At 72.8% G+C, this 21,269-nt stretch carries 17 protein-coding genes; 6 read left to right on the forward strand and 11 right to left on the reverse strand.

Translation table 11 applies throughout. The features are described from left to right. The first annotated feature begins 2 nt into the window (after nucleotides 1–2). The 5 genes from GKE82_RS11690 (at nucleotide 3) to GKE82_RS11710 (ending at nucleotide 8,036) form a co-directional block, all read left to right on the forward strand. Nucleotides 3–1,718: an NADH-quinone oxidoreductase subunit M gene (locus GKE82_RS11690; protein ID WP_309233553.1), complete on the forward strand. Its 1,716-nt coding sequence runs from the start codon at nucleotides 3–5 to the stop codon at nucleotides 1,716–1,718. Beyond that, a complete protein-coding gene (locus tag GKE82_RS11695; RefSeq protein ID WP_154733403.1) occupies nucleotides 1,715–3,262 on the forward strand; it encodes an NADH-quinone oxidoreductase subunit N in 1,548 nt (515 codons plus the stop codon). The genes GKE82_RS11690 and GKE82_RS11695 overlap by 4 nt, the downstream gene beginning before the upstream one ends. Nucleotides 3,263–3,313: 51 nt before the next feature. Beyond that, complete coding sequence (locus tag GKE82_RS11700; protein WP_107567072.1) at nucleotides 3,314–3,529, forward strand: DUF2945 domain-containing protein; 216 nt, start codon at nucleotides 3,314–3,316, stop codon at nucleotides 3,527–3,529. Between the two features lie 118 nt (nucleotides 3,530–3,647). Next, on the forward strand, nucleotides 3,648–7,526 hold the full coding sequence (locus tag GKE82_RS11705; RefSeq protein ID WP_154733404.1) for a S8 family serine peptidase: 3,879 nt from the start codon (nucleotides 3,648–3,650) through the stop codon (nucleotides 7,524–7,526). 48 nt (nucleotides 7,527–7,574) lie between these two features. Next, nucleotides 7,575–8,036 carry an Rrf2 family transcriptional regulator gene (locus GKE82_RS11710; protein WP_309233554.1) on the forward strand — a complete coding sequence of 154 codons (462 nt, stop codon included), beginning with the start codon at nucleotides 7,575–7,577 and terminating at the stop codon, nucleotides 8,034–8,036. Between the two features lie 25 nt (nucleotides 8,037–8,061). Here the strand turns inward: GKE82_RS11710 and GKE82_RS11715 are convergent, their stop codons facing one another. The 4 genes from GKE82_RS11715 to GKE82_RS11730 are packed head-to-tail and all read right to left on the reverse strand — an operon-like array spanning nucleotide 8,062 to nucleotide 11,717. After that, complete coding sequence (locus GKE82_RS11715) at nucleotides 8,062–9,075, reverse strand: sulfate/molybdate ABC transporter ATP-binding protein (RefSeq protein WP_154733405.1); 1,014 nt, start codon at nucleotides 9,073–9,075, stop codon at nucleotides 8,062–8,064. Nucleotides 9,076–9,080: 5 nt separating this feature from the next. Then, on the reverse strand, nucleotides 9,081–9,893 hold the full coding sequence (locus GKE82_RS11720; protein ID WP_154733406.1) for a sulfate ABC transporter permease: 813 nt from the start codon (nucleotides 9,891–9,893) through the stop codon (nucleotides 9,081–9,083). Further along, nucleotides 9,883–10,755 (reverse strand): sulfate ABC transporter permease subunit CysT, encoded by an 873-nt coding sequence (gene cysT / locus GKE82_RS11725; RefSeq protein ID WP_309233555.1) that lies wholly within the window; start codon nucleotides 10,753–10,755, stop codon nucleotides 9,883–9,885. The genes GKE82_RS11720 and cysT overlap by 11 nt, the downstream gene beginning before the upstream one ends. After that, nucleotides 10,752–11,717 (reverse strand): extracellular solute-binding protein, encoded by a 966-nt coding sequence (locus tag GKE82_RS11730; protein ID WP_309233556.1) that lies wholly within the window; start codon nucleotides 11,715–11,717, stop codon nucleotides 10,752–10,754. The genes cysT and GKE82_RS11730 overlap by 4 nt, the downstream gene beginning before the upstream one ends. Before the next feature lie 155 nt (nucleotides 11,718–11,872). Between GKE82_RS11730 and GKE82_RS11735 the strand changes: the two genes are divergently transcribed. Then, the gene (locus GKE82_RS11735) at nucleotides 11,873–13,480 is read left to right on the forward strand and encodes an FAD-dependent thymidylate synthase (RefSeq protein WP_309233557.1); all 1,608 of its coding nucleotides are present in this window, start codon (nucleotides 11,873–11,875) and stop codon (nucleotides 13,478–13,480) included. 6 nt (nucleotides 13,481–13,486) lie between these two features. On the opposite strand, the gene GKE82_RS11740 is transcribed toward GKE82_RS11735, so the two are convergent. The 7 genes from GKE82_RS11740 to GKE82_RS11770 all read right to left on the reverse strand — a co-directional run bounded on the left by GKE82_RS11740 (nucleotide 13,487) and on the right by GKE82_RS11770 (nucleotide 21,130). Further along, nucleotides 13,487–14,524: a metallophosphoesterase gene (locus GKE82_RS11740; RefSeq protein WP_154733410.1), complete on the reverse strand. Its 1,038-nt coding sequence runs from the start codon at nucleotides 14,522–14,524 to the stop codon at nucleotides 13,487–13,489. A gap of 9 nt (nucleotides 14,525–14,533) precedes the next feature. Further along, complete coding sequence (locus tag GKE82_RS11745) at nucleotides 14,534–16,108, reverse strand: acyl-CoA synthetase (RefSeq protein ID WP_107567080.1); 1,575 nt, start codon at nucleotides 16,106–16,108, stop codon at nucleotides 14,534–14,536. Nucleotides 16,109–16,185: 77 nt separating this feature from the next. After that, nucleotides 16,186–16,707, reverse strand: a complete 522-nt coding sequence (locus GKE82_RS11750) for a DUF6036 family nucleotidyltransferase (protein ID WP_154733411.1) — start codon at nucleotides 16,705–16,707, stop codon at nucleotides 16,186–16,188. Beyond that, entirely contained in the window at nucleotides 16,707–17,015 is a 309-nt protein-coding gene (locus GKE82_RS11755) for a hypothetical protein (RefSeq protein ID WP_154733412.1), read from the reverse strand. Before GKE82_RS11755 ends, GKE82_RS11750 begins: the two co-directional genes overlap by 1 nt. Nucleotides 17,016–17,040: 25 nt before the next feature. Continuing rightward, nucleotides 17,041–19,023, reverse strand: coding sequence for an acetate--CoA ligase (gene acs / locus GKE82_RS11760; protein WP_154735129.1), 1,983 nt, complete (start codon nucleotides 19,021–19,023; stop codon nucleotides 17,041–17,043). Nucleotides 19,024–19,148: 125 nt separating this feature from the next. Continuing rightward, nucleotides 19,149–20,738, reverse strand: coding sequence for a cation acetate symporter (locus GKE82_RS11765; RefSeq protein WP_154733413.1), 1,590 nt, complete (start codon nucleotides 20,736–20,738; stop codon nucleotides 19,149–19,151). Beyond that, a complete protein-coding gene (locus GKE82_RS11770; RefSeq protein WP_154733414.1) occupies nucleotides 20,735–21,130 on the reverse strand; it encodes a DUF485 domain-containing protein in 396 nt (131 codons plus the stop codon). The genes GKE82_RS11765 and GKE82_RS11770 overlap by 4 nt, the downstream gene beginning before the upstream one ends. Between the last annotated feature and the right edge of the window lie 139 nt (nucleotides 21,131–21,269).

Here is a 21,269-nt window from a genome sequence, read left to right on the forward strand (position 1 = left end):
TCGTGACCCTTCATCTCTCGATCTTCCTCTGGCTGCCCGCGGCGGCCGGCGTCCTCGGACTGCTCTCGCGGTCCGACAAGCTCGCCCGCGCGCTCGCGGTCCTCGGGGCCCTCGGCTCCCTGGGCTACGCGATCACCGCGGTCGTCGACTACGACCGCGACACCGGTGGTCTGCAGTACGTCACCGACCGCACCTGGATCTCCGAGCTCGGGATCCACTACAAGCTCGGCCTCGACGGGCTGAACCTGTTCCTGATCCTGCTGACGGCCGTGCTGTTCCTCGCGGCGATCCTGTGGTCGATGCGCACGCCGATCGAGCGCGAGCGCCACTACTGGCTGCACCTCGGCATCGGCCAGACCGCCGTCCTCGGCGCCCTCATGGCGCAGGACCTGGCGCTCTTCGTCGCGTTCTTCGACCTGATGCTGATCCCGTTCTTCTTCCTGACGATCGGGTGGTCCACGGCGGAGAGCAAGACCGGCGCGGTCCTGAAGCTCGTCATCTACACGCTCGTCGGCTCGCTGCTGATGCTCGTCGCCGCGATCGGCATCGCGGTCCTCACCAAGGACGCGTCGGGCAACGACCTGACCTTCGTCCTCAGCGACCTCACCGCCACGACGCTGCCCGAGGGCACGCAGGACTGGATCTTCCTCTGCTTCGCCGCCGCCTTCCTCGTGAAGATGCCGGCGTTCCCGTTCCACGGCTGGATGCCCGACGGGTACAAGGCGATGCCGCTGCCCGTCCTGGCCGTGTTCTCCGGCGTGCTGTCGAAGGTCGCCGCCTACGGCTTCCTGCGGATCGTCTGCCCGACGCTCCCCGACGCCGCGGTCGAGTTCCAGACGCTGATGCTCATCATCGGCCTGCTGTCGATCGTCTACGGCTCCGCGGTCGCCTTCACCACCACGAACGCCCGCCTGATCCTCGGGTACTCGTCGCTGGCCCAGCTCGGCTTCATCCTGCTCGGCGTCTTCGCGCTGAACCCGCAGGGCGCGCAGGGCGCGATCCTGCAGTCGGTCAACCACGGCCTCGTCGTCGCGCCCGCGTTCTTCCTCGTCGCCCTGGCCGCCGAGCGCGCCCGCGGCTCGGAGGACATCCGCGACATGGGCGGCCTGGCGTTCAAGGCGCCGATCATCGCGGTCCTCTTCCTCATCGTCGCGCTCGCGAACCTCGCGATCCCCGGATCGTCGAACTTCGTCGGCGAGTTCTTCATCCTGCTCGGCGTCTTCAACGCGAAGGTCGCGATCGCCGCGATCGCCTTCACCGGCGTCGCGCTCGCCTCCGTCTACTCGCTGCGCCTGTTCATCCGCGTGATGCACAACCGCACCGGCGCGGAGACCGAGGGCCGCGAGATCAGCGTCCGCGACGGGCTCGTGCTCGTCCCGCTCGTGCTCGCGATCATCGCGCTCGCCTTCTACCCGCAGCTCGCGCTGCAGAAGGGCGAGAAGGACATCACCGGCGCGGTCGCGACCGCGTTCGAGAAGTCCGACCCCGAGCAGTTCGCCAAGGAGACGGGCGGCAGCGCCGAGCCCGCCGCCGCGCAGGCCGTCACGCCCGGTGCGGGCGCCGGCCAGGCGATCGATCCGGCCACCGGGGCGCCCGCGGGCGGCCAGGCCGTGCAGATCGACCCGCAGACCGGTCTGCCGATCGACCCGAACACCGGGCAGCCGATCCAGATCGATCCCGACCAGCTCCCCGCCGAGGCCCAGGAGGTCACGCCGTGACGACCACCCTCCTCGCCGCCGCCGAGGCGCCGAAGATCGACTGGGGCGGGCTCTCCCCGCTCATCGCGCTGCTCGGCGGCGCCGTCGTCGTCCTGATGCTCGGCCTGTTCCGCTCCGCCTTCGTGCGCGAGCAGGTCGTGCCGTTCCTCAGCCTCGTCGCCGTCGGCGCGTCCGCCGGCCTGACGATCTGGCAGTGGGACACCCGTCTGGACCTGATCAGCGGCGCGATGCGCGTCGACGGCCTGGCGCTGACGCTGAACCTCGTGCTGCTCACCGCCGCGTTCGCGACGATCCTGCTGTCCTGGCGCGCCAACGCCCCGCGCGAGAGCGCCCACGGCGAGTACCACTCGCTGCTGCTGACCTCGGTCGCCGGCATGGTCGTGCTCGTCGGCGCCCAGAACCTCGTGACGCTCTTCATCGGGCTCGAGCTGTTCTCGATCCCGCTCTACGTGCTCTGCGCGACCGAGATGCGCCGCGCGACCGCGCTCGAGTCCGGCCTGAAGTACCTGATCGTCGGCTCCGCCGGCTCCGCGATCCTCCTGTACGGCCTGGCGCTGCTCTACGGCGCCACCGGGGACACCGACTTCACCGGCATCGCCGCCGCGGTCGAGGACCAGGGCCTCGCCAAGGACTCGCTGCTGCTCGCCGGCGTCGCGCTCACCGCGGTCGGCCTCGCGTTCAAGTGCTCGATCGCACCGTTCCACCAGTGGACGCCGGACGTGTACGAGGGCGCCCCCACGCCCGTCACCGCGTTCATGGCGGTCGCCACGAAGGCCGCCGCGTTCGGCGTCTTCCTGCGACTCTTCGACGTCGCGCTGATCGGCTCGTCCGACGTCTGGGCGCCGTTCCTGGCGATCCTCGCCACCGTGACGATCATCGTCGGCAACGTCGGTGCGCTCGGCCAGTCGTCGCTGAAGCGGATGCTCGCGTTCTCGAGCGTCGCCCAGGCCGGCTACATGCTCGCCGGCGTGATCGTCGCGACGCAGCTCGGCGTCCGCGCGACCGTCTTCTACCTCGCGGTCTACCTCGTCATGAACCTCGCCGCGTTCGCGGTCATCGTCGCCCGCGAGCGCGAGACCGGTCACGGCGACGACATCGAGGCGATCAAGGGCATCGGCCGCGACCGCCCGCTGCTGGGCTGGGCGCTCACCCTGTCGATGCTCGGGCTCGCCGGTGTCCCGGCGACCGCCGGGTTCATCGGGAAGTTCTACCTCATCGATGCGGCCGTGGACGGCGACTACGCCTGGCTGGGCATCGTCATCGTGATCGGCTCGATGATCTCGCTCGCGTACTACCTGCGGGTCGTCGCGGCGGTCTGGAGCACCGAGGCCACCGCCACGGCCACCACCGGCGCGGGCCCCCTCCCCGCGCTCGCGGGCGGCGCGCCCGACGGCCCGGCGGACTTCACCCCCGGCGCGGAGAAGCACTGGGAGGTCGCGCTCGTGGCCGCCGTGTTCGGTGCCGCCACGCTCGTGCTCGGCGTGATCCCGGGCCCGCTGTTCGACCTGATCCGCGACAGCGGCTCGGGCCTCGGCCTCTTCTAGACCGCCGCTTCCGGGCGCCTCTGCGCGCCGCGCCCCGGGTAGCCGGGGCGCATGAGCGTCATCCGCACCGGCACGAAGGTCTCCTGGTCCTGGGGGAACGGCACCGCGACCGGCACCGTCGCCGAGCGGTTCACCGACACGGTGACCCGCACGATCGAGGGGTCGGAGATCACCAAGCACGGCAGCGAGGACTGCCCCGCCTACCTGATCGAGCAGGAGGACGGCGGACGGGTCCTGAAGCTGAAGTCCGAGGTGCGTCGCGCCTGACCGGCGGCGGCGGGTCGCAACCTGGTCTCGGACCGCTCCCATCTCGCCGAGCGGTGTGGCAGGCTGACGGGGCGAGCGCGGGGGACCGGCCTTCGGCGCCGCACGCCGAGGAGCGCACATGTCCGTCGCACGCCCTGGCCGCGCGTCCGCGTGGGCCGTCCTGACCGCCGCCGTCGCGGCCATCCTGCTGCTGGTCTGGGCCCTCCCGGGCGGGCCCGGACGGGCGACCGCCACCACCGGCGGGACCGGTGCGCCCCACCTCTACCTCGTCCCGGCGGGTGCCGCGGCGGACCGCGCCGTCGCCTCCCCGGCCGTGCGCCTCGTCGCGCGCTACGAGGACGCGGTGCTCGCCGAGACCTCCGCGGCCGACGCGGGCGCGCTCGTCGACGCCGGCGCCCAGATCCGCGACGACCTGCGCCGGGTCACGCTCCAGCGCCGCACCGTCGACCCCGCGGCCGAGCAGGCGTCGACCACGACGAAGCGGGCCCCGTCCCCGCTGGCGGCCGCGGACGGCCCCGTGCTCCAGGTCGTGCAGTACGTCGGCCCGCCGAAGGACGGCTGGCTCGAGGACCTCGCCGCCACCGGCGTGCGGATCGTGAGCTACCTTCCTCAGGCCGCCTACCTCGTCCACGCCGAGGGCCGACAGCGCGACGCCCTCGCCGCCTACGCCGAGCGGTCGAGGGTCGTGCGGGCGACGTTCCCGCTCGCCGCCGCGGACAAGATCGCGCCCGAGATCCCGGCGCAGGGCGCGAGCCCCGTGGCGGTCCAGACGCTGACCGGCGAGGACGGCACCCCGGCGCGCAGCGCGCTCGCCCGCGCCGCCGGGGCGACGCCCCCGCGCCCCGACATCCACCTCGGCCCGTACCTCACCCGGTACGCGACGCTCACGCGGACCGAGGTCGAGGAGCTCGCCGCGCAGCCGGGTGTCGTCTCGCTGGAGGCGGCGCCGATTCCGGAGCTGCTCGACGAGCGGCAGGCGCTGCTGATGTGGGACCCGGTCGCCGCGCTCGGCGCGGCCGGCACCTACCTCGGCCTCGTCGACGGCTACACGGGGACCGACACGTTCGACTTCGCGATCGACGTCACCGACGAGGGCCTGGACACCGGCAACGCCGCCGACATCGGTCACACCGACTTCCGCGTCGGCGGCAGCGCCGCCAACCCCAGCCGGGTCGGGCGGATCGTCAACGCGCGCACAACCGGTCCCGTCGAGGACGGCTCGGACTGCGGCGGGCACGGGACGATCAACGCGGGCATCGCCGCCGGGTTCACCGCCAACACCACCCCGGCCACCGACGTCGACGCCGCCGGCTACCGCTATTCGATGGGCGTCGCACCGCGGGCGCGGATCAACGCCACCCGTGTGTTCCAGTGCAGCGGCCCCTGGAACGCCCCCAACCTCAGCACGGTCGCCGACACGACCTACGCGGCCGGCACCCGGATCCACACCAACTCCTGGGGCGCGAACAGCGGCGGGGCGTACACGCCGGAGGCGCAGCTGTTCGACCGCATCGTCCGCGACGCGCAGCCGGGCACGGCCGGCAACCAGCAGCTCGTCGAGGTGTTCTCGGCCGGCAACTCGGGTCCGAACCCGGGCACGATCGGCTCCCCGGGCACCGCGAAGAACGTCCTCACCGTCGGGGCGACCGAGAGCGAGCGGCCGTTCGGCACCGACGCGTGCGGGATCACCGACGCGCTCGCCGACGACAACCGGCAGGTCATCGGCTTCTCCAGCCGCGGCCCGACCGCGGACGGTCGGCTGAAGCCCGACGTGACCGCCCCGGGCACGCACGTCTCCGGCACCCGGTCCCAGAGCGGGGCCTACAACGGCAACGGCGTCTGCGGCGTCGCGGGCGGCGGGATCCAGTTCAACAACCGCTACACGGCCTCCTCGGGGACCTCGCACTCCGCGCCCGCCGTGGCGGGCCTCGCCGCGCTCGTGCGCGACGTCTTCACGCCGGTCATCGGGCGCGCACCGACCCCTGCGCTGACGAAGGCGCTGATCGCCAACGCCACCGTCGACATCGACGACCCGGCGGCCGGCGGCCACGCACCCAACACGTCGCAGGGCCACGGGACCGCCGCGATCCGCGCCACGCTCGACCAGGCGGCGACCGCGGCGATCCGCACCGGGACGTTCGCGGACTCCGGCACCACCCAGACGATCGTGCGCACCGTGCAGGACCCCGGCCGCCCGGTGCGGGTCGCGCTCGCGTTCACCGACGCGCCGGGCTCGACGGTCGGCAGCAGCGTGGTCAACGACCTCGACCTCGAGGTGACCGCCGGCGGGCAGGTCTACCGGGGCAACGCCCGCGACGGCGCGACCGGCCTCTCGCTCCCGGGCGGGACCGCCGACCCGCGCAACACCCTCGAGACGGTCGTGCTCCCGGCCGGCACCACCGGCACCTACGCGGTGACCGTGCGCGCGACGACGATCGCCGGGGACGGCGTGCCGGGCGACGGCGATCTCACCGACCAGGACTACGAGCTGGTCGTCGACAACCAGACCGCCGCGACCGCGGGCTACGTCACCGGTGACGCCACGACGCTCCGCGACGAGGACGGGGACGGCGTGATCGAGCCCGGCGAGCCGTTCGCCGCCGAGACCACCGTCACGAACGTCGGCGGCTCGCCCGCGCAGAACGTCCGCTCGCAGATCTCCCCGGCGTCCCCCGACGTCACGGTGACCGAGCCGCGCGGGCCGGCGATCGAGCTGGCCCCCGGCGCGACCGGGACGCTCGCCGGGGCCCGCGGCGTGCTCGCCAGCTCGGCGCCGTGCGGCACCGGGGCGAGGATCGGGGTGGCGCTCGCCACCGACGCGCCCTCCGGCGCCGGGATCGGGCCGGGCGGCCGCATCGCCGGCCCCGCCTCCGTCGCCTTCCTGCGGACCGCCCCGACCGCCGTGGCGATCCCCGACGGCCCCGGAGGCGCGTCCGCGACGCTGCCGCTCGTCGTCAGCCGGCCCGGCCGCGTCGCGAACCTCGAGGTGATCCTCGACCTCACGCACACCTACGTCGGGGACCTCGCGATCACGCTCACGAGTCCCGCGGGCACGACGGTCACGCTCATGAGCCGTCCCGGCCCCGGCGGCGCGGGCTCGCCGGGCGACGACCTCGTCGCGACGATCCTCGACGACGACGCGACCCGGACGATCGAGTCGATCGTCGCCGCCGACGCACCGCACACCGGCCGCTGGCGGCCCGACCAGCCGCTGGCCGCGTTCGACGGGCAGACGATCACCGGCACGTGGACGCTGACCGTCCGCGACCTCGCCGCCGGGGACACCGGGACGATCCAGCGCGTCGGGATCTCCGATCCACCCGACTGCAACGTCGACCCCGTCCCGGCGTTCGACGCGCCCACCACCGCGCTCGTGGACGAGACCGTCACGCTCGACGCGTCCCCCGCGGTGGACCGCGACGGCTCCCTGACGCGGTTCGAGTGGGACCTCGACGGGGACGGGACGTTCGAGCGCGACAACGGCACCGCGCGCACGCAGACCGTCGCGTTCCCGACCGTCGGCGCGAAGCCCGTCGCCCTGCGCGTCACCGACGACCGCGGCGCCCGGAGGACGCGCAGCGCGACGATCACCGTCGGCACGCCCCCGCCCGCACCCCCGGCGCCCACCCCCACCCCGTCGGCCACGCCCGCGCCGCAGCCGACCCCGACCACCGGGCAGGGCCTGCCGACCGGCGAGCGCCCCGCGAAGGTCGTCCCGTCGCTGCTCGGCGGCCCGTCGACGAAGCGGTGCCTGAGCCGTCGGACCGTGCGCGTCACGCTGAAGGCGCCGAAGGGCACGACCCTGCGCAGCGTCGTCGTGACCGTCAACGGGACGCGGCGGCGCACCGTGACCGGCACCGGCCTGCGGCGCGCGATCAGCCTCGCGGGCCTGCCGAAGGGCCGGGTGGTCGTGAAGGTGCTCGCCACCACCACGACCGGCACCCACCTGACCGCCACCCGCACCTACCGGACCTGCACGCCGAAGAAGCGCCGCTGACGCGACCCAGGCCCGACGGCGGGGCGGCCGATCCGCGATGATGCGTGCGTGCGCATCACCGCGAAGGCCGACTACGCCGTCCGGGCCGCGATCGAGCTCGCCGCCCATGCCGGGGACGACCGACCGACCAAGGGCGAGGCGCTCGCCCGCGCGCAGGACATCCCCCTGAAGTTCCTCGAGAACATCCTCGCGGACCTCCGGCAGTCCGGGATCGTGCGCAGCCGGCGCGGGGCCGACGGCGGCTACCTGCTCGCCAAGCCCGCCGACGAGGTCACGATCGCCGACATCATCCGCGCCGTCGAGGGCCCGCTCGCGCACGTGCGCGGCGAGAAGCCCGAGGAGGTCGAGTACGCCGGCAACGCCGAGTCGCTGCAGCAGGTCTGGATCGCCGTGCGCGCTGCGCTGCGCGGTGTGACCGAGACGGTCACGCTGGCCGACGTCGCCGCCGGCGCGCTCCCGGCGTCGGTGGCCAAGCTGGCCGCCGACCCGGAGGCCTGGGTCACGCGCTGAGCGCCCCTCCGGGGGCGCCTCACGGCTACGCGCTGAGCGGCAGGCCGTCGAGGTCGTCCTCGTCGGCGCCGGCCGCCGCGACCTCCTGCGGGGAGAACACGGTCGCGGTCGTCGGGCGGATGAAGAGGATGCCGCCGACGCGGAGCTCGAGCTCCTGCGCCTCGTGGCGCGTGATCTGCGCGGTGACCTCGCTGCCGTCCTTCAGCGTCAGCTCGACGCGGACCTCGAAGCCGAGGTGGGCGACGCGTGCGACCTGCGCCTCGACGGCGTCCTCATCCCGCTCCCACGACAGCAGCAGGTCGTGCGGCCGCACGAGACGGTCGCCCAGCCGGCTGACCTCGCCGAGGAAGGACATGACGAACGGCGTCTGCGGGTTGTCGTAGAGCTCGCGCGGCGGGCCGACCTGCTCGATCTTCCCGTCGCTCATCACGGCGATCCGGTCGGTGACGTCCATCGCCTCCTCCTGGTCGTGCGTGACGAGCACGGTGGTCACGTGGACCTCGTCGTGAAGGCGGCGCAGCCATGCGCGGAGCTCGGCGCGGACCTTCGCGTCGAGCGCGCCGAACGGCTCGTCGAGCAGGAGGACCTTCGGCTCGACGGCGAGCGCGCGGGCGAGCGCCATGCGCTGGCGCTGGCCGCCGGAGAGCTGGGACGGGTAGCGCTTCTGGTACCCCGACAGCCCGACGACGCCGAGCAGCTCGTCGACGCGCTCGTCGATCTCCTTCTTGGGGCGCTTGCGGATCGCCAGGCCGAACGCGACGTTGTCGCGCACGCTCATGTGCTTGAAGGCGGCGTAGTGCTGGAAGACGAAGCCGACGCCCCGCTGCTGGGGCGCGAGGGCGGTGACGTCCTGGCCCTCGAGCACGACCGAGCCGGCGTCGGGACGCTCGAGGCCCGCGATGACGCGCAGCAGCGTGGACTTCCCCGAGCCCGACGGCCCGAGCAGCGCGGTGAGCGACCCGGTGGGGATGTCCAGCGAGACGTCCGTGAGGGCCTGGAAGTCCCCGTAGTGCTTGTCGACGTTCGAGACGGTGATCATGCGGATCAGTGGTCCTTGCGCGGGTTGATGAGCGTCATGGCCAGCAGCGTCCCCAGGGCGAGGACGGCCAGCAGCGCGGACGCCGCGTAGGCGCCCGCGAGGTCGAAGTTCTGGTACCGCTTCTCGACCAGCAGCGGGAGCGTCTCCGTCTCGCCGCTGATCTTGCCGGAGACGACGCTGACCGCGCCGAACTCCCCGACCGCGCGGGCGGTGGAGAGCACCACGCCGTAGGCGACGCCCCAGCGGATGCTCGGCAGCGTGATCCGGCGGAAGCTCTGCCAGCGTGAGGCGCCGAGCGTCGCGGCCGCCTGCTCCTGGTCGTCGCCAACCTCGCGGAGCACGGGGATGACCTCGCGCGCCACGAACGGCAGGCAGACGAACACGGTCGCGATGACCATGCCGGGGAGGCTGAAGATGATCTGGATGCCGGCGTCGGCGAGCTCGTCGCCGAACCAGCCGGTCTTGCCGTAGACGAGGATCAGCGCGAGGCCGACGACGACCGGGGAGATCGCGAACGGCAGGTCGAGGATCGCCTCGAACAGCGGCTTGAAGCGGCTGCGACCGAGCTTGCCGCGGACGAGCGACAGCGCGGCGAGGACCCCGAGCACGGTGTTGATCGGCACCGCGATGACGGTGACCGTGATCGTCAGCCAGAAGGCGGAGATCGCGGCCGGGGTCGTGACGCTGTCCACGACCGAGCCGAAGCCGGGCTCGAAGGTCTCGTACAGGACGTACCCGACCGGGAACGCCAGCAGGAGGGCGAGGTAGGCGAGCGCGACGAAGCGCAGGCCGTAGCGGCTGAGGGCGTCAGCGCTCATGGCGGGTGCTCCAGCGCTCGACGAGCCGCAGGCCGAGGAGGACGAGCAGCGACATGGCCAGCAGGACGACCGACACGGCGGCGGCGCCGCGGAGGTTGTCGGACTCGAGCTGCTTGAAGACGAAGACGGACGCGACCTGCGTGTCGAACGGGACGTTGCCGCTGATGAGGATCAGCGAGCCGAACTCCCCGATGGCGCGGGCGAACGCCAGCGCGGCGCCGGAGAGGATCGCGGGCCCGAGGTTGGGCAGGATGATCCGGCGGAAGATCGTGCGGCCGTTGGCCCCCAGCGAGGCGGCGGCCTGCTCCATCTCGCGGTCGAGCTCGATGATCACGGGCTGGACGGAGCGCACGACGAACGGCAGGGTGACGAAGAGCAGCGCGAGCATGACGCTGAACTTCGTGAAGCTGACGTTGACGTCGATCGGGCTCTTCGGCCCGTAGAGCGCCAGCAGCGTCAGACCGGCGACGATCGTGGGTAGCGCGAACGGCAGGTCGATGATCGTGTTGACGAAGCCCTTGCCGCGGAAGTCGTCGCGGACGAGGACCCAGGCGATGATCGTGCCCATCACGGCCTGCACTGCGGCGACCGCGAGCGAGACGAGGAGCGTGAACTCGAGGGCGCTGACGGCCTGCCGCGACGAGACCGCGGTCCAGAAGCCGTCCAGGCCGTCGTCGAACGAGCGCGTCGTGACGGCGGCCAGCGGCAGGAGGACGACCAGGCCGAGCCACAGGACGACCGCGCCGAGGGCGAGGCCGCCGGGGCCTCCTACGACGCGGTCGTCCGACCGGCCGCCGCCGCGACGGGCGCGGCGGCGGGGTGCGGACTCGGGCGCCCCGACGGGTGTCGCGGGCGTGCTCACTTGGCGGTCGACACTCCCGCCTCTTCCTCGATCTTCGCGATCGAGCCGGCCTCGGGGTCGAACAGCTCCTTGTTGAGCTTCTTCCAGCCGCCGATGTCCTCGATCGTCTTGAGGTTCTTGGCGGGCTTCAGCGGGCCGGACGGCGGGTCGTAGCCCCAGTCGGCGAAGAACTTCTGGCCCTCGGGGCCGGTCGCGTAGTCGATGAACGCGTCGGTGCCCTCACCGGCGGTCTTCGTCTTGGCGATGAGCAGGTCGATCTGCAGCGTGTCCTCGGGGACGACGACGTCGAGCTCCTCGCCCTTCTTCTGCGCGGTGATCGCCTCGTAGTAGTAGGAGAGCAGCACGTCGCCGGTGCCGGAGGTGAAGGTCTGCAGCGCCTCGCGGCCGGACTTGTCCTGGACCTTGACGTGGTCCTTGATGAGCTTGTCGACGTAGTCGATGCCGCCGTAGGCGAACGCGCCCATGAGGTTCCACTTCGCCGCGCCCGAGGTGAACGGGTTCGGGGTGACGACGGAGACGCCGGGCTTCAGCAGGTCGTCCCAGTTGCGGATGTTCTTCGGGTTGCCCTTGCGGACGATGAAGGAGACCTGCGAGGTCGAGACCTTCTGGAAGTCGTCGACGAGGCCCGCGTCCTGCAGGCGGGTCATGTCGGGCTCGGTGGAGAAGGTGACGACGTCGGCCTTCTGGCCCGCCTCGACCGCGCGGCTCTGATCGCCCGACGCGCCGAAGGAGGTCTTGAAGCCGATGCCCTCGCCCGCGGTGGTCTTCTCGAACGCGGGGATGAGCTCGTCGTAGACGACCTGCGGCGTGGAGTAGGCGACGAGCGAGAGCGTCGACTTGGAGCCCGAGGAGGAGCCGGCGTCGGCGCCGTCGGTCGAGTCCGACGCGCCACCGCAGCCGGCCGCCACGAGGGCGAGGCCGGTGGCCGCGAGCGCGGCGATGCGGGGGAATGAGCGATGCACGGGGTGGTCCTCCAGAAAGACTGAGTTGCTGATCGGGTTTTGCAGGATTGCACATTCCCGAGCAAGCCGGTCGACAAGAGCGCCCCGGTCCCGATGGGATCCACCGGATTGGCGGAGTCCGAGCCCGCCGACGCGGCCGCTACGCTGACCGCCCCGTGCTCTACCCGGTCGAGTCCTTCACCCCCGACGAGCAGGCGCTGCTGGCGCCGCACGTGACGAACCTCGACCGCCCCGTGTTCGCGCTCGTCGGCCTGCCCGAGACGGTCAAGGGCGCGCTCTTCGCCCGCTACTCCCGCTACCAGGGCACGCTGCGCCGCCTGTTCCTCGACGAGTTCGCCGACTCGCTGGGCGCCACCACCGCCGCCCCGGCCTGGGACGGCGACGAGGGCCGCCGCGCCGCCGACCTCTACGAGCGGATCTTCCTCGGCTACGGCGACGACTCCGTCGCGCAGCTCGGCGGCGCGCACGTCGCCTGCGAGTGGACCTCGAACGTCCTCACGAAGATCCTCCAGCGCCCGCGGCTGGGCTCCTACCTGGAGCAGTCCACGCGCTACATCGCCTACGACGCCCCGATCGAGGGCACGAGCGACTACCGCTACTACCGCGACGAGCAGCTCGGCCCCGTCTACGAGGCGGCGATGGACGAGATCTTCTCGATCTACTCGGCCTGCATCCCGAAGGTGATCGCGTGGGCGGACGCCGCCTACCCGCCGCCGGACGGCGAGCCGACCGCGGCCCACCGCCGGGCGATCACGGCGAAGGCGCTCGACCTGCTGCGCGGCCTGCTGCCGGCGTCGTCGCTGTCGCACATGGGGATCTTCGCCAGCGGTCAGACCTACGAGCAGCTGATCCTCCACCTGCTCGCCCACCCGCTGCCCGAGGCGCGCGAGTACGGCCGCATGATCCTCGACGCGATCAAGGCGACGATGCCGAGCTTCGTCGCGCGCGTCGAGCGTCCCGACCGCGGCGGCGAGTGGGTCTCCTACCTCGAGCACCGCGAGAGCGCCGCGCGTCGCTGGGTGGCGCGCCTGGGGCTCGACCGGCCGTCCGGGGACGGCTCGGTGCGCCCCTCGGTCGAGCTGCTGCACGTCGACGGCGACGAGGACGCCCTGCTGGCCTCGCTGCTGTTCGAGGCCGCCGGGGTCCGCGAGGAGGAGACGCGCATCCGCCTCGCCGCGCTCGGCGCCGACGAGCGCACCCAGCTCCTGGCCGACCTCGTCGGCGAACGGCGCAACCGGCGCCATCGGCCCGGCCGCGGGTTCGAGGCGCTGCGCTACCGCTTCGAGATCGTCAGCGACTACGGCGCCTTCCGCGACCTGCAGCGCCACCGCATGCTGACCGTGCAGTGGCAGACGCTCGGGCCGCACCTCGGCGCCGGCGTGCCGGACGAGGTCGTCGCCGCCGGCTGCGGGGACGAGTACCGCCGCGCGCTGGAGATCTCCCGCGCGGAGTTCCAGCGCCTGCACGACGCGGGCCTCGCGACCGCGGCGCCCTACGCGCTGTGCCTGGGCTTCCGCATCCGCTACGTGCTCGACTGCAACGCGCGCGAGGCGATGCAGCTGATCGAGCTGCGCTCCGGCCGCGAGGGCCACCCCTCCTACCGGGCGGTCGCGCACGAGATGCACGCGCAGATCGCGGCGGTGCACCCGGCGGTCGCCGGCGCCATGCGCCACGTCGACCGCGAGACCGAGCCGCGCCTGGAGCGCATCCTCGGCGAGATGCGCACGCAGGCGAAGCTCGACGCGCTCACGCCCCGCGCCTGAGGCCGGTCAGGAGCGCAGCGCGCTCGCCGGCAGGTCGTCCAGCAGCGCCAGCGGGGTGATCCGCCCGTCCTCCACGAGGATCGCGCCGCCGGGCCAGTACACGTGCGAGGGGTCGGCGCGGTGCAGCAGCAGCCGCTCGTCGACCCACGAGCCCGTGTTCCAGATCCGCGGCAGGCCGGTGGGACCGACCCACTGGGTCGGATCGTCGCCGGGTCGCGGCCCGGCGCGGTGCACGTGGCCGAAGACGACGTCGTCCGCGTCGACGCCGAGACGGTGCACGACGCGCGCGAACGCCGGGATGCTCGCCCGCAGCATCTGCAGGCCCAGCAGGCGGGAGCGCAGCCGGGCGCGCCAGGCGCTGTCGCCCCCGGCCGCCGCAGCCGCCTGGGTGCCCGACATCGTGGCGCGCCGCGCGAGCGCGCCGAGGTCGGCGAGGCGGTCCGACAGCCAGCGCGGCAGCAGCCGGCCGAGCGGCCCCTCGATCGTCGTGACGCTCGAGCGCTGCTCGTAGTCCATCGGGGTCGCCCCGTCGCGCGGCAGCCGTCCGAGCAGGCCCCGCGCGATGCCGAACGCCGACTCGGGGAGCAGGTGGCGGTCGAGGTAGTGGCCGTGCGTCGCCCAGATGCGGTCGTCGAGCCACACGCCCGGGTAGCGGACGGTGACGGTCGCACCGCCGCCCGCCAGCCAGCCGACCACGCGGGCCAGCAGCGGGGAGGCGTCGGGTGGCACCCGGCTGTCCGGGCGCAGCACCCGGCCGGGCGTGCGCAGCCACGGCCGTACGAGCAGCCGGTCGTGGTTGCCCGCCAGCAGCACGATCTCGCGGTCCGGACCGAGCGCGTCCCCGATGTCCCGCAGCACCGACTCGGCGATCGCGAGCGCGTCCCGCGGGCGCGCCTCGGTCAGCTCGACGACGTCCCCGAGCAGCACGAGACGGTCGACGTCGGCCAGGGCGGCGAGCAGCCGGGCACGCGGCACGGGCGCGCGCAGCACGTCGCGCTCGACCCGCGAGCCGAGGTGCAGGTCGGAGATGACGAGGGTGCGCACGGGCGGCGGTCAGCCGCCCTGGCGGGCGCGCTCCTCCTCCTGCTGGCGCAACTCGATGCGCCGGATCTTGCCCGTGAGCGTCTTCGGCAGCTCGGTGACGAACTCGATCCGGCGCGGGTACGCGTAGGCGGAGAGCCGCTCGCGCACGAACGCCTTGACCTCCTCGGCGAGCGCGTCGGACGGCTCGTGGCCCGCGGCCGGGACGATGAACGCCTTGACGACGTGGCCGCGACGCTCGTCGGGCGACGCGACGGCTGCCGCCTCGGCCACCGCCGGGTGCTCCAGGCACGCGGACTCCACCTCGAACGGGCCGATCCGGTAGCCGGCGGCGATGATCAGGTCGTCGGCGCGGCCCTCGTACCAGTAGTAGCCGTCCTCGTCGGCGCTGGCCGCGTCGCCGGTGCGGAACCACTCGCCGCCGAAGACGCGCTCCGTGTCCTCGTCGCGGTTCCAGTAGCCGAGCGGGTAGTGCGGGTTGGAGCGGGCCTTCAGGGCGATCTCCCCGCGCTCCCCCGGCGTCGTGATCGGCCGCGAGTCCTCGTCGAGGATCGCCATCTCCCAGCCGGGCATCGGCTTGCCCATCGAGCCCTCGCGGACGTCCATCCACGGGTAGTTGGCGACCATCGGGTAGCTCTCGGTCATCCCGTAGTAGTCCAGGACGGTCAGGCCGTACTGCTCGCGGAACCAGCGGATCGCCTCGGGGTTCAGCGGCTCGCCGGCGCTGCAGACGATCCGGAACCGCTGCGGGTAGCGGGTCCCGGCGTCGGAGATCCCCATCATCGACCGCATCGCCGTCGGCGTCGTGAAGACGTTGGTGACCTCGTTGCGGCTGAGGAAGTCGAGCTGCTGGTGGGGGTCGAAGCCGCCCTGGCGCTGCAGCACGACCTGGACCGCCCCGAGGCGCCACGGGCCGAGCAGCGGCGCGATCCCCGCGGCCCACGCCCACTCCCCCATGCCGTGGAACCGCTCGCCGGGCTGCACGTCGTGGGAGTGCACGAACTCGTTGTGCGCCAGCAGGTAGCGGTGGGCGTGGAGGATGCCCTTGGCCGCGCCCGTGGTGCCGGAGGTGTAGTAGAGCTGCGCCGGGTCGTCGGCGGCGGTGTCGGCGTGCACCGGCGTCGCGTCCGCGGCGGCGAGCGTCTCGGCGTCGAGCACGATCACCGTCTCGACCAGCGAGGTGTCGAACCGCTCGACGTTCGCCGCGTCGGTGACGAGCACCTTGGACTGCGAGTCGGTGAGCCGGTAGCGGATGCCGTCGTCGCCGTAGAGGACGCTCATGCTCAGCAGGATCGCCCCGAGCTTCCAGGTCCCGAAGAACAGCGCGGCGGTCTCGGGCGTCGGCGGGAGGACGACCGCGACGCGGTCGCCGCGCTGCACGCCGTGGGCGGCGAGCAGGTTCGCGGCGCGGTTGGCGAGGTCCTGCAGCTCGCCCCAGGTGAGCTCGCGGCGCTCCCCGTCGTAGCGCTCGTGGATCATCGCGAGCTGGTCCGGCGGGTGCTTCTCGCAGACGTCCTGGGCGATGTTGTACCGCTCGGGGACCTCCCAGCGGTGGTCGGCGACGGCCTGCTCGTAGCGGTGGGACATGGTGCCGATCCTCCTGCCCGCCGGGCGCCGCGGTCAACCGTTGCACGGAGGTTCGCCGCGCGCCGGCCGGGGTCCCGTCAGGTGAGCCCGTCGACGAGCCGCCGCACGGCCCGGCGGTGCTCCTCGTCGACCGGGAGCGCGTCGACGCGCGCCGCCAGCGTCGCGACCGCGACGATCCCGGCCGCGACCGCCTGCCGGGCGAACGCGACGTCCTTCTCGCGCCCGGCGACGAGCTTCGAGAGCACGAGGTCGTGCGGCTCCAGGCACCAGCCGCGCGCGCCGCGGGTCGCCGGGCCCTCGACCAGCACGAGCCGGTCCTGCCAGCCTTCCGGGGCCTTGGCGGTCTCGGGGCCGACGCCGTGCGCGTAGTAGCCGAACGTCTCCTGGAAGATCGAGCCCTCGCCGATCGCGCCGTCGATCAGGTCCGACCGCTCGGGCCGATCGCGCGGGAAGACGTCGGCCTCGACGGAGGTGAGCATCGCCGCGGGAGCGTCGGGCGCGGACGCGAGGATCGCGCTGCTGTCGACGACCACCAGGTCGTCCTCGCCCGCGACGGCCGCCGCGGCGCGCAGCACGTGCTCGAGCTCGTCGCGGCGCATCAGCGCACCTCCCGCACGATGCGCCAGCGCTCCGCGGACGGGACGACACCGGCGAAGGGGGTGTTCTGCCGCAGGTCACGCATCCGCTCGTCGTCGCGCACGAGCGCTGCGGCGAGCTCGTCGGCGGGGCCGTCGAGCAGGGCCCGCCACGCCCGCGCGGCGGGCGGCGGGACCGGGCCACCGTCTCGCAGCCACGCATCGACGCGCGCCCGGGCCGTCCCGACGACCTCCGGGGTCAGCCGCGCCCGGACCGCCGCGTGCAGCGCGATGCTGCGGCGCTCGGCGGTCCGGTGGTCCTCGACGGTCATGGGGGCACGGTAGCGCCCCCGCCCGTCAGCCCTCGTCGCTCTGCGCCTCGGCGATCTTGCCCTGCAGCTGCTGCATGACGCCCGGGTCGCGCAGGGTCGTCACGTCACCCAGGGCGCGACCCTCGGCGATGTCCTTCAGCAGGCGGCGCATGATCTTGCCCGAGCGGGTCTTGGGCAGGTCGTCGGCCCACACGATCCGCTTGGGGCGGGCGAGCTTGCCGATCCGCTGGGCGACGTGCTCGCGGATCTCCGCCTCGAGATCGGGCGTGCCCTCGAGATCGCCCTCGAGCGTCACGAACGCGCAGACGGCCTGACCGGTGTCCTCGTCGGTCTGGCCGATGACCGCGGACTCCGCGACCTTCCCGTGCGAGACGATCGCCGACTCGATCTCGGCGGTCGACATGCGGTGGCCGGAGACGTTGAGCACGTCGTCGACGCGCCCGATCACCCAGACGTACCCGTCGTCCGCGTCGCGCTTGCTGGCGTCGCCGACGAAGTACGTCTGCGGGCCGAACTTCTCCCAGTAGGTCGAGACGTAGCGGTCGTCGTCCCCGAACAGCGTGCGGAGCATCCCGGGCCACGGCCGGGTCAGCGTCAGCAGGCCCTGGGTGCCGTCCGGGACCTCCTCGCCGCTGTCCGGGTCGACGATGGCCGCGTACACGCCGGGGAGCGGCGTGCCGGCGCTGCCGGGCTTGCCGTACTGGGCGCCCGGGAGCGTCGTGATCATGATGTGACCGGTCTCGGTCTGCCACCAGGTGTCGACGATCGGGCAGCGCTCCCCGCCGATGACCTTGTGGTACCAGAGCCACGCCTTCGGGTTGATCGGCTCGCCGACGCTGCCGAGCAGGCGGAGCTTGGAGAGGTCGTGCTGCGCGGGCAGGTCCGCGCCCCACTTCATGCAGGCGCGGATCGCGGTCGGCGCCGTGTAGAAGAGCGTGACGCCGTACTGCTCGCACAGCTCCCACCAGATGCCCTTGTGGGGGTAGTCGGGGGCGCCCTCGAACATCACCGACGTGGTGCCGTTCATCAGCGGTCCGTAGACGATGTAGGAGTGCCCGGTGATCCAGCCGACGTCGGCCGAGCACCAGTACACGTCCTCCTCCGGCCGCAGGTCGAAGACGTGCTTGTGCGTCCACGCGACGCCGGTCAGGTAGCCGCCGGTGGTGTGCTGGATGCCCTTCGGCTTCGCCGTGGAGCCGGAGGAGTAGAGGATGAACAGCGGGTGCTCGGCGTCCAGCGGCTCGGCCTCGCACTCGGCGTCGGCCGCCGCGAGGGCATCGCCCCAGAAGAGGTCGCGGCCGTCCTGCATCGGGCAGTCGCCGCCGCCGTGCTGGACGACGAAGATCGTCTCGAGCGTGTCGAGCGAGCCCATCACGTCGTCGACCGTCGTCTTGACCGGCGCGGTCTTCCCCTTGCGGCGCGCGCTGTCGACCGTGATCAGCGCCTTGGCCTGGGAGACCTCCATGCGCTCGTGCACGGACTCGGCGGAGAAGCCGCCGAAGACGACGTTGTGCGGGGCGCCGATCCGCGCGCAGGCGAGCATCGCGACGACGACCTCCGGGATCATCGGCAGGAAGATCCCGACGACGTCGCCCTTGCCGATGCCCCGCGCCTTCAGCGCGTTGGCGGCCCGCTGCACGTCGCGGTGCAGGTCCGCGTAGGTGACGGCGCGCTGCTCGCCCTCCTCGCCGTGCCAGTGGAACGCGACGCGGTCGCCGTTGCCCGCGAGGACGTGCCGGTCGACCGCGTTGTACGACGCGTTCAGGGTGCCGCCCTTGAACCACGTGTAGAACGGCGGGTTGCTGTCGTCCAGCGCCGTCGTCGGCTCGGTGAACCAGTCCAGCGCCTTCGCCTGCTCGGCCCACCAGGCGACCGGATCGGCCGCGGCGGCCTCGTGGACGGAGCGGTCGTGGATCCGCGCGTGCTCCGCGAACGACGCGGGCGGGGGGAAGTTCTCGATCTGCAGCAGGGCCTCGAGGTCCTGCTCCAGGTGACCGGTGTCCGTCATGTCGTCGCGCTCCTCCAGGGTGCTCACAGCGGGTACTCCTCGATCATGCCCGATCGGCGCACCCCCGAACGCGGGGATACGCCGACCGGGCGGGTGGTTGCAGGGACGTTGCGTCCGGGCGAGCCTCAGTGCGCCACGGCGCCCTCGGCGCCGATGCCGGTCTCGGCCCGCACGTTCAGCTCGTGGAAGGACCGCTCCGCCGCGGAGGACCGCGACAGCACCGTGCCCAGGTAGCAGCCGAGGAACCCGAGCGGGATCGACACGATGCCCGGGTTCGCCAGCGTCCAGCCGATCGGGGACCCCTCGGAGTCCGGCCCCGGCCACACCTTCGGCGACACGATCACGAGGAAGACCGAGCTGATCACGCCGACCGCGACCCCGGTGATCGCCCCGGTGGTGTTGAACCGCTTCCACGTGAGCGCCAGCAGGAGCGCGGGGAAGTTCGCGCTCGCCGCGACCGCGAACGCGAGGCCGACCATGAACGAGACGTTCAGCCCTTGGCCGCCGATGATCGCGACCGCGATGGCGATGGCGCCGATCGAGATCGCGGCGATCCGGGCGACGAGGACCTCCTCGTGCTCGGACTCCCGGCCGCGCCGGATGACGCCGGACCAGAGGTCGTGGGCGACCGCGCCCGAGGCGCTGATGACCAGGCCGGCGACGACCGCGAGGATCGTGGCGAACGCGACCGCCGCGATGACGGCGAGCATCAGGTCCCCGCCGAGCGTGCCCGGGCCGCCGCCGAGCTCCTCGGCCAGCAGCGGTGCGGCGAGGTTGCCGCCCGCGCCCGCAGCGGCCTCGCCGCCGGTCCCGAGGATCGCGCGGGCGCCGAAGCCCAGCGCGGTCGTCATGACGTAGAACGCGCCGATCAGGAAGACGGCCCAGACGACGCTGGAGCGCGCGGCCTTCGCGTTGGGCACGGTGAAGAACCGCATGAGGATGTGCGGCAGGCCCGCGGTGCCGAGCACGAGGCCCAGGCCGAGCGAGACCGTGTCGATGGGGTTCGTGTAGAACAGCCCGGGCGCGAGGTACGCGTCGCCGCTGGGCGACTCGTCGCGCGCCTTGTTGAACAGGTCGATCGGGTTGCCACCGATCTTGACCAGCACCATGATCGTCAGCGCGGTCGCCGCGCCCATGAGCATCACGGCCTTGACGATCTGCACCCAGGTCGTCGCGAGCATGCCGCCGAAGACGACGTAGCAGAGCATGAAGACGCCGGTGATCAGCACCGACGTCGTGAAGCTCAGGCCGACGAGCGCCTGGATCAGCACCCCGGCGCCGACCATCTGCGCGATCAGGTAGAACGCCGCGACCGCGAGCGTGCCGGAGGCCGCCGCGACCCGCGCGGGCTCCTGCTTGAGGCGGAAGCTCAGGACGTCCGCGATCGTGTACTTGCCCGCGTTGCGCATCCGCTCGGCGAGCAGGAACAGCACGGTCAGGAACGCGACGAGGAAGCCGACGGAGTACAGGAACCCGTCGAAGCCGAACAGGAAGATGAGGCCCGCGATCCCCAGGAACGAGGCGGCGGACATGTAGTCGCCCGCGATCGCGAAGCCGTTCTGCACGCCGCTGATGCCCCGCCCGGCGGCCCAGAAGTCGGCGGCGGAGCTCGTGCGCCGGGACGCCCAGAAGGTGATCCAGAGGGTGATGCCCAGGACGACCGCGAAGATCGAGAGGGCGAGCTCGTTGAGGTCGGCGGCCAGCGGCAGGCTCATGCCCGATCACCCCCGGAGACCGTCGCCGCGCGGGTGTCGGCCTCGGCGCGGGCGGTGATCGCGTCGCGCAGCGGGTCGAGCTCCCGCTCGGAGTAGCGGACGTACGCGACCGACAGGCCCCAGACCATGAAGAACTGCGTCAGGGCGATCGCGTAGCCGACCGTGAAGCCCTGGTAGAGCGACTCGCCCATGAAGCCGTCGGCGTAGCCGGCCAGCAGGATGAACGCGAGGTACCAGGTCAGGAACCCCACGGTGGCGGGGACGACGAAGCGGCGGCGCTTCGCGACGAGCTCACGGAACTCGGGGGAGGCCTCGATCGCCTCCCAGTCGGGCTCGTGCGGCGGACCGCCGGTGGGGACGTCGACGCGCCCCTCGGTGGTGGTGACGGACATCGGGTGACTGCTCCTCTCCTCGGAATGGACCCGGAGCCGACCGTCCCCGGGACCCCGCTCGTCTGCCAGCGTCGGGTCCGCCGACCGGCGCGATCGCGCGACGAGCGGTGGCTGGGGCACGACGAGCGGTCACCGTTCG

The sequence above is a fragment of the Conexibacter sp. W3-3-2 genome, assembly GCF_009707605.1.
Lineage (GTDB): Bacteria > Actinomycetota > Thermoleophilia > Solirubrobacterales > Solirubrobacteraceae > Paraconexibacter > Paraconexibacter algicola.

Coding starts and splice junctions, on each gene's coding strand:
- acs (WP_154735129.1), bottom strand. CDS start 19,023: ATGACGGACACCGGTCACCTGGAGCAGGACCTCGAGGCCCTGCTGCAG.
- GKE82_RS11765 (WP_154733413.1), bottom strand. CDS start 20,738: ATGAGCCTGCCGCTGGCCGCCGACCTCAACGAGCTCGCCCTCTCGATC.
- GKE82_RS11755 (WP_154733412.1), bottom strand. CDS start 17,015: ATGACCGTCGAGGACCACCGGACCGCCGAGCGCCGCAGCATCGCGCTG.
- GKE82_RS11715 (WP_154733405.1), bottom strand. CDS start 9,075: ATGATCACCGTCTCGAACGTCGACAAGCACTACGGGGACTTCCAGGCC.
- GKE82_RS11705 (WP_154733404.1), top strand. CDS start 3,648: ATGTCCGTCGCACGCCCTGGCCGCGCGTCCGCGTGGGCCGTCCTGACC.
- GKE82_RS11770 (WP_154733414.1), bottom strand. CDS start 21,130: ATGTCCGTCACCACCACCGAGGGGCGCGTCGACGTCCCCACCGGCGGT.
- GKE82_RS11750 (WP_154733411.1), bottom strand. CDS start 16,707: ATGCGCCGCGACGAGCTCGAGCACGTGCTGCGCGCCGCGGCGGCCGTC.
- GKE82_RS11700 (WP_107567072.1), top strand. CDS start 3,314: ATGAGCGTCATCCGCACCGGCACGAAGGTCTCCTGGTCCTGGGGGAAC.
- GKE82_RS11720 (WP_154733406.1), bottom strand. CDS start 9,893: ATGAGCGCTGACGCCCTCAGCCGCTACGGCCTGCGCTTCGTCGCGCTC.
- GKE82_RS11745 (WP_107567080.1), bottom strand. CDS start 16,108: ATGTCCCACCGCTACGAGCAGGCCGTCGCCGACCACCGCTGGGAGGTC.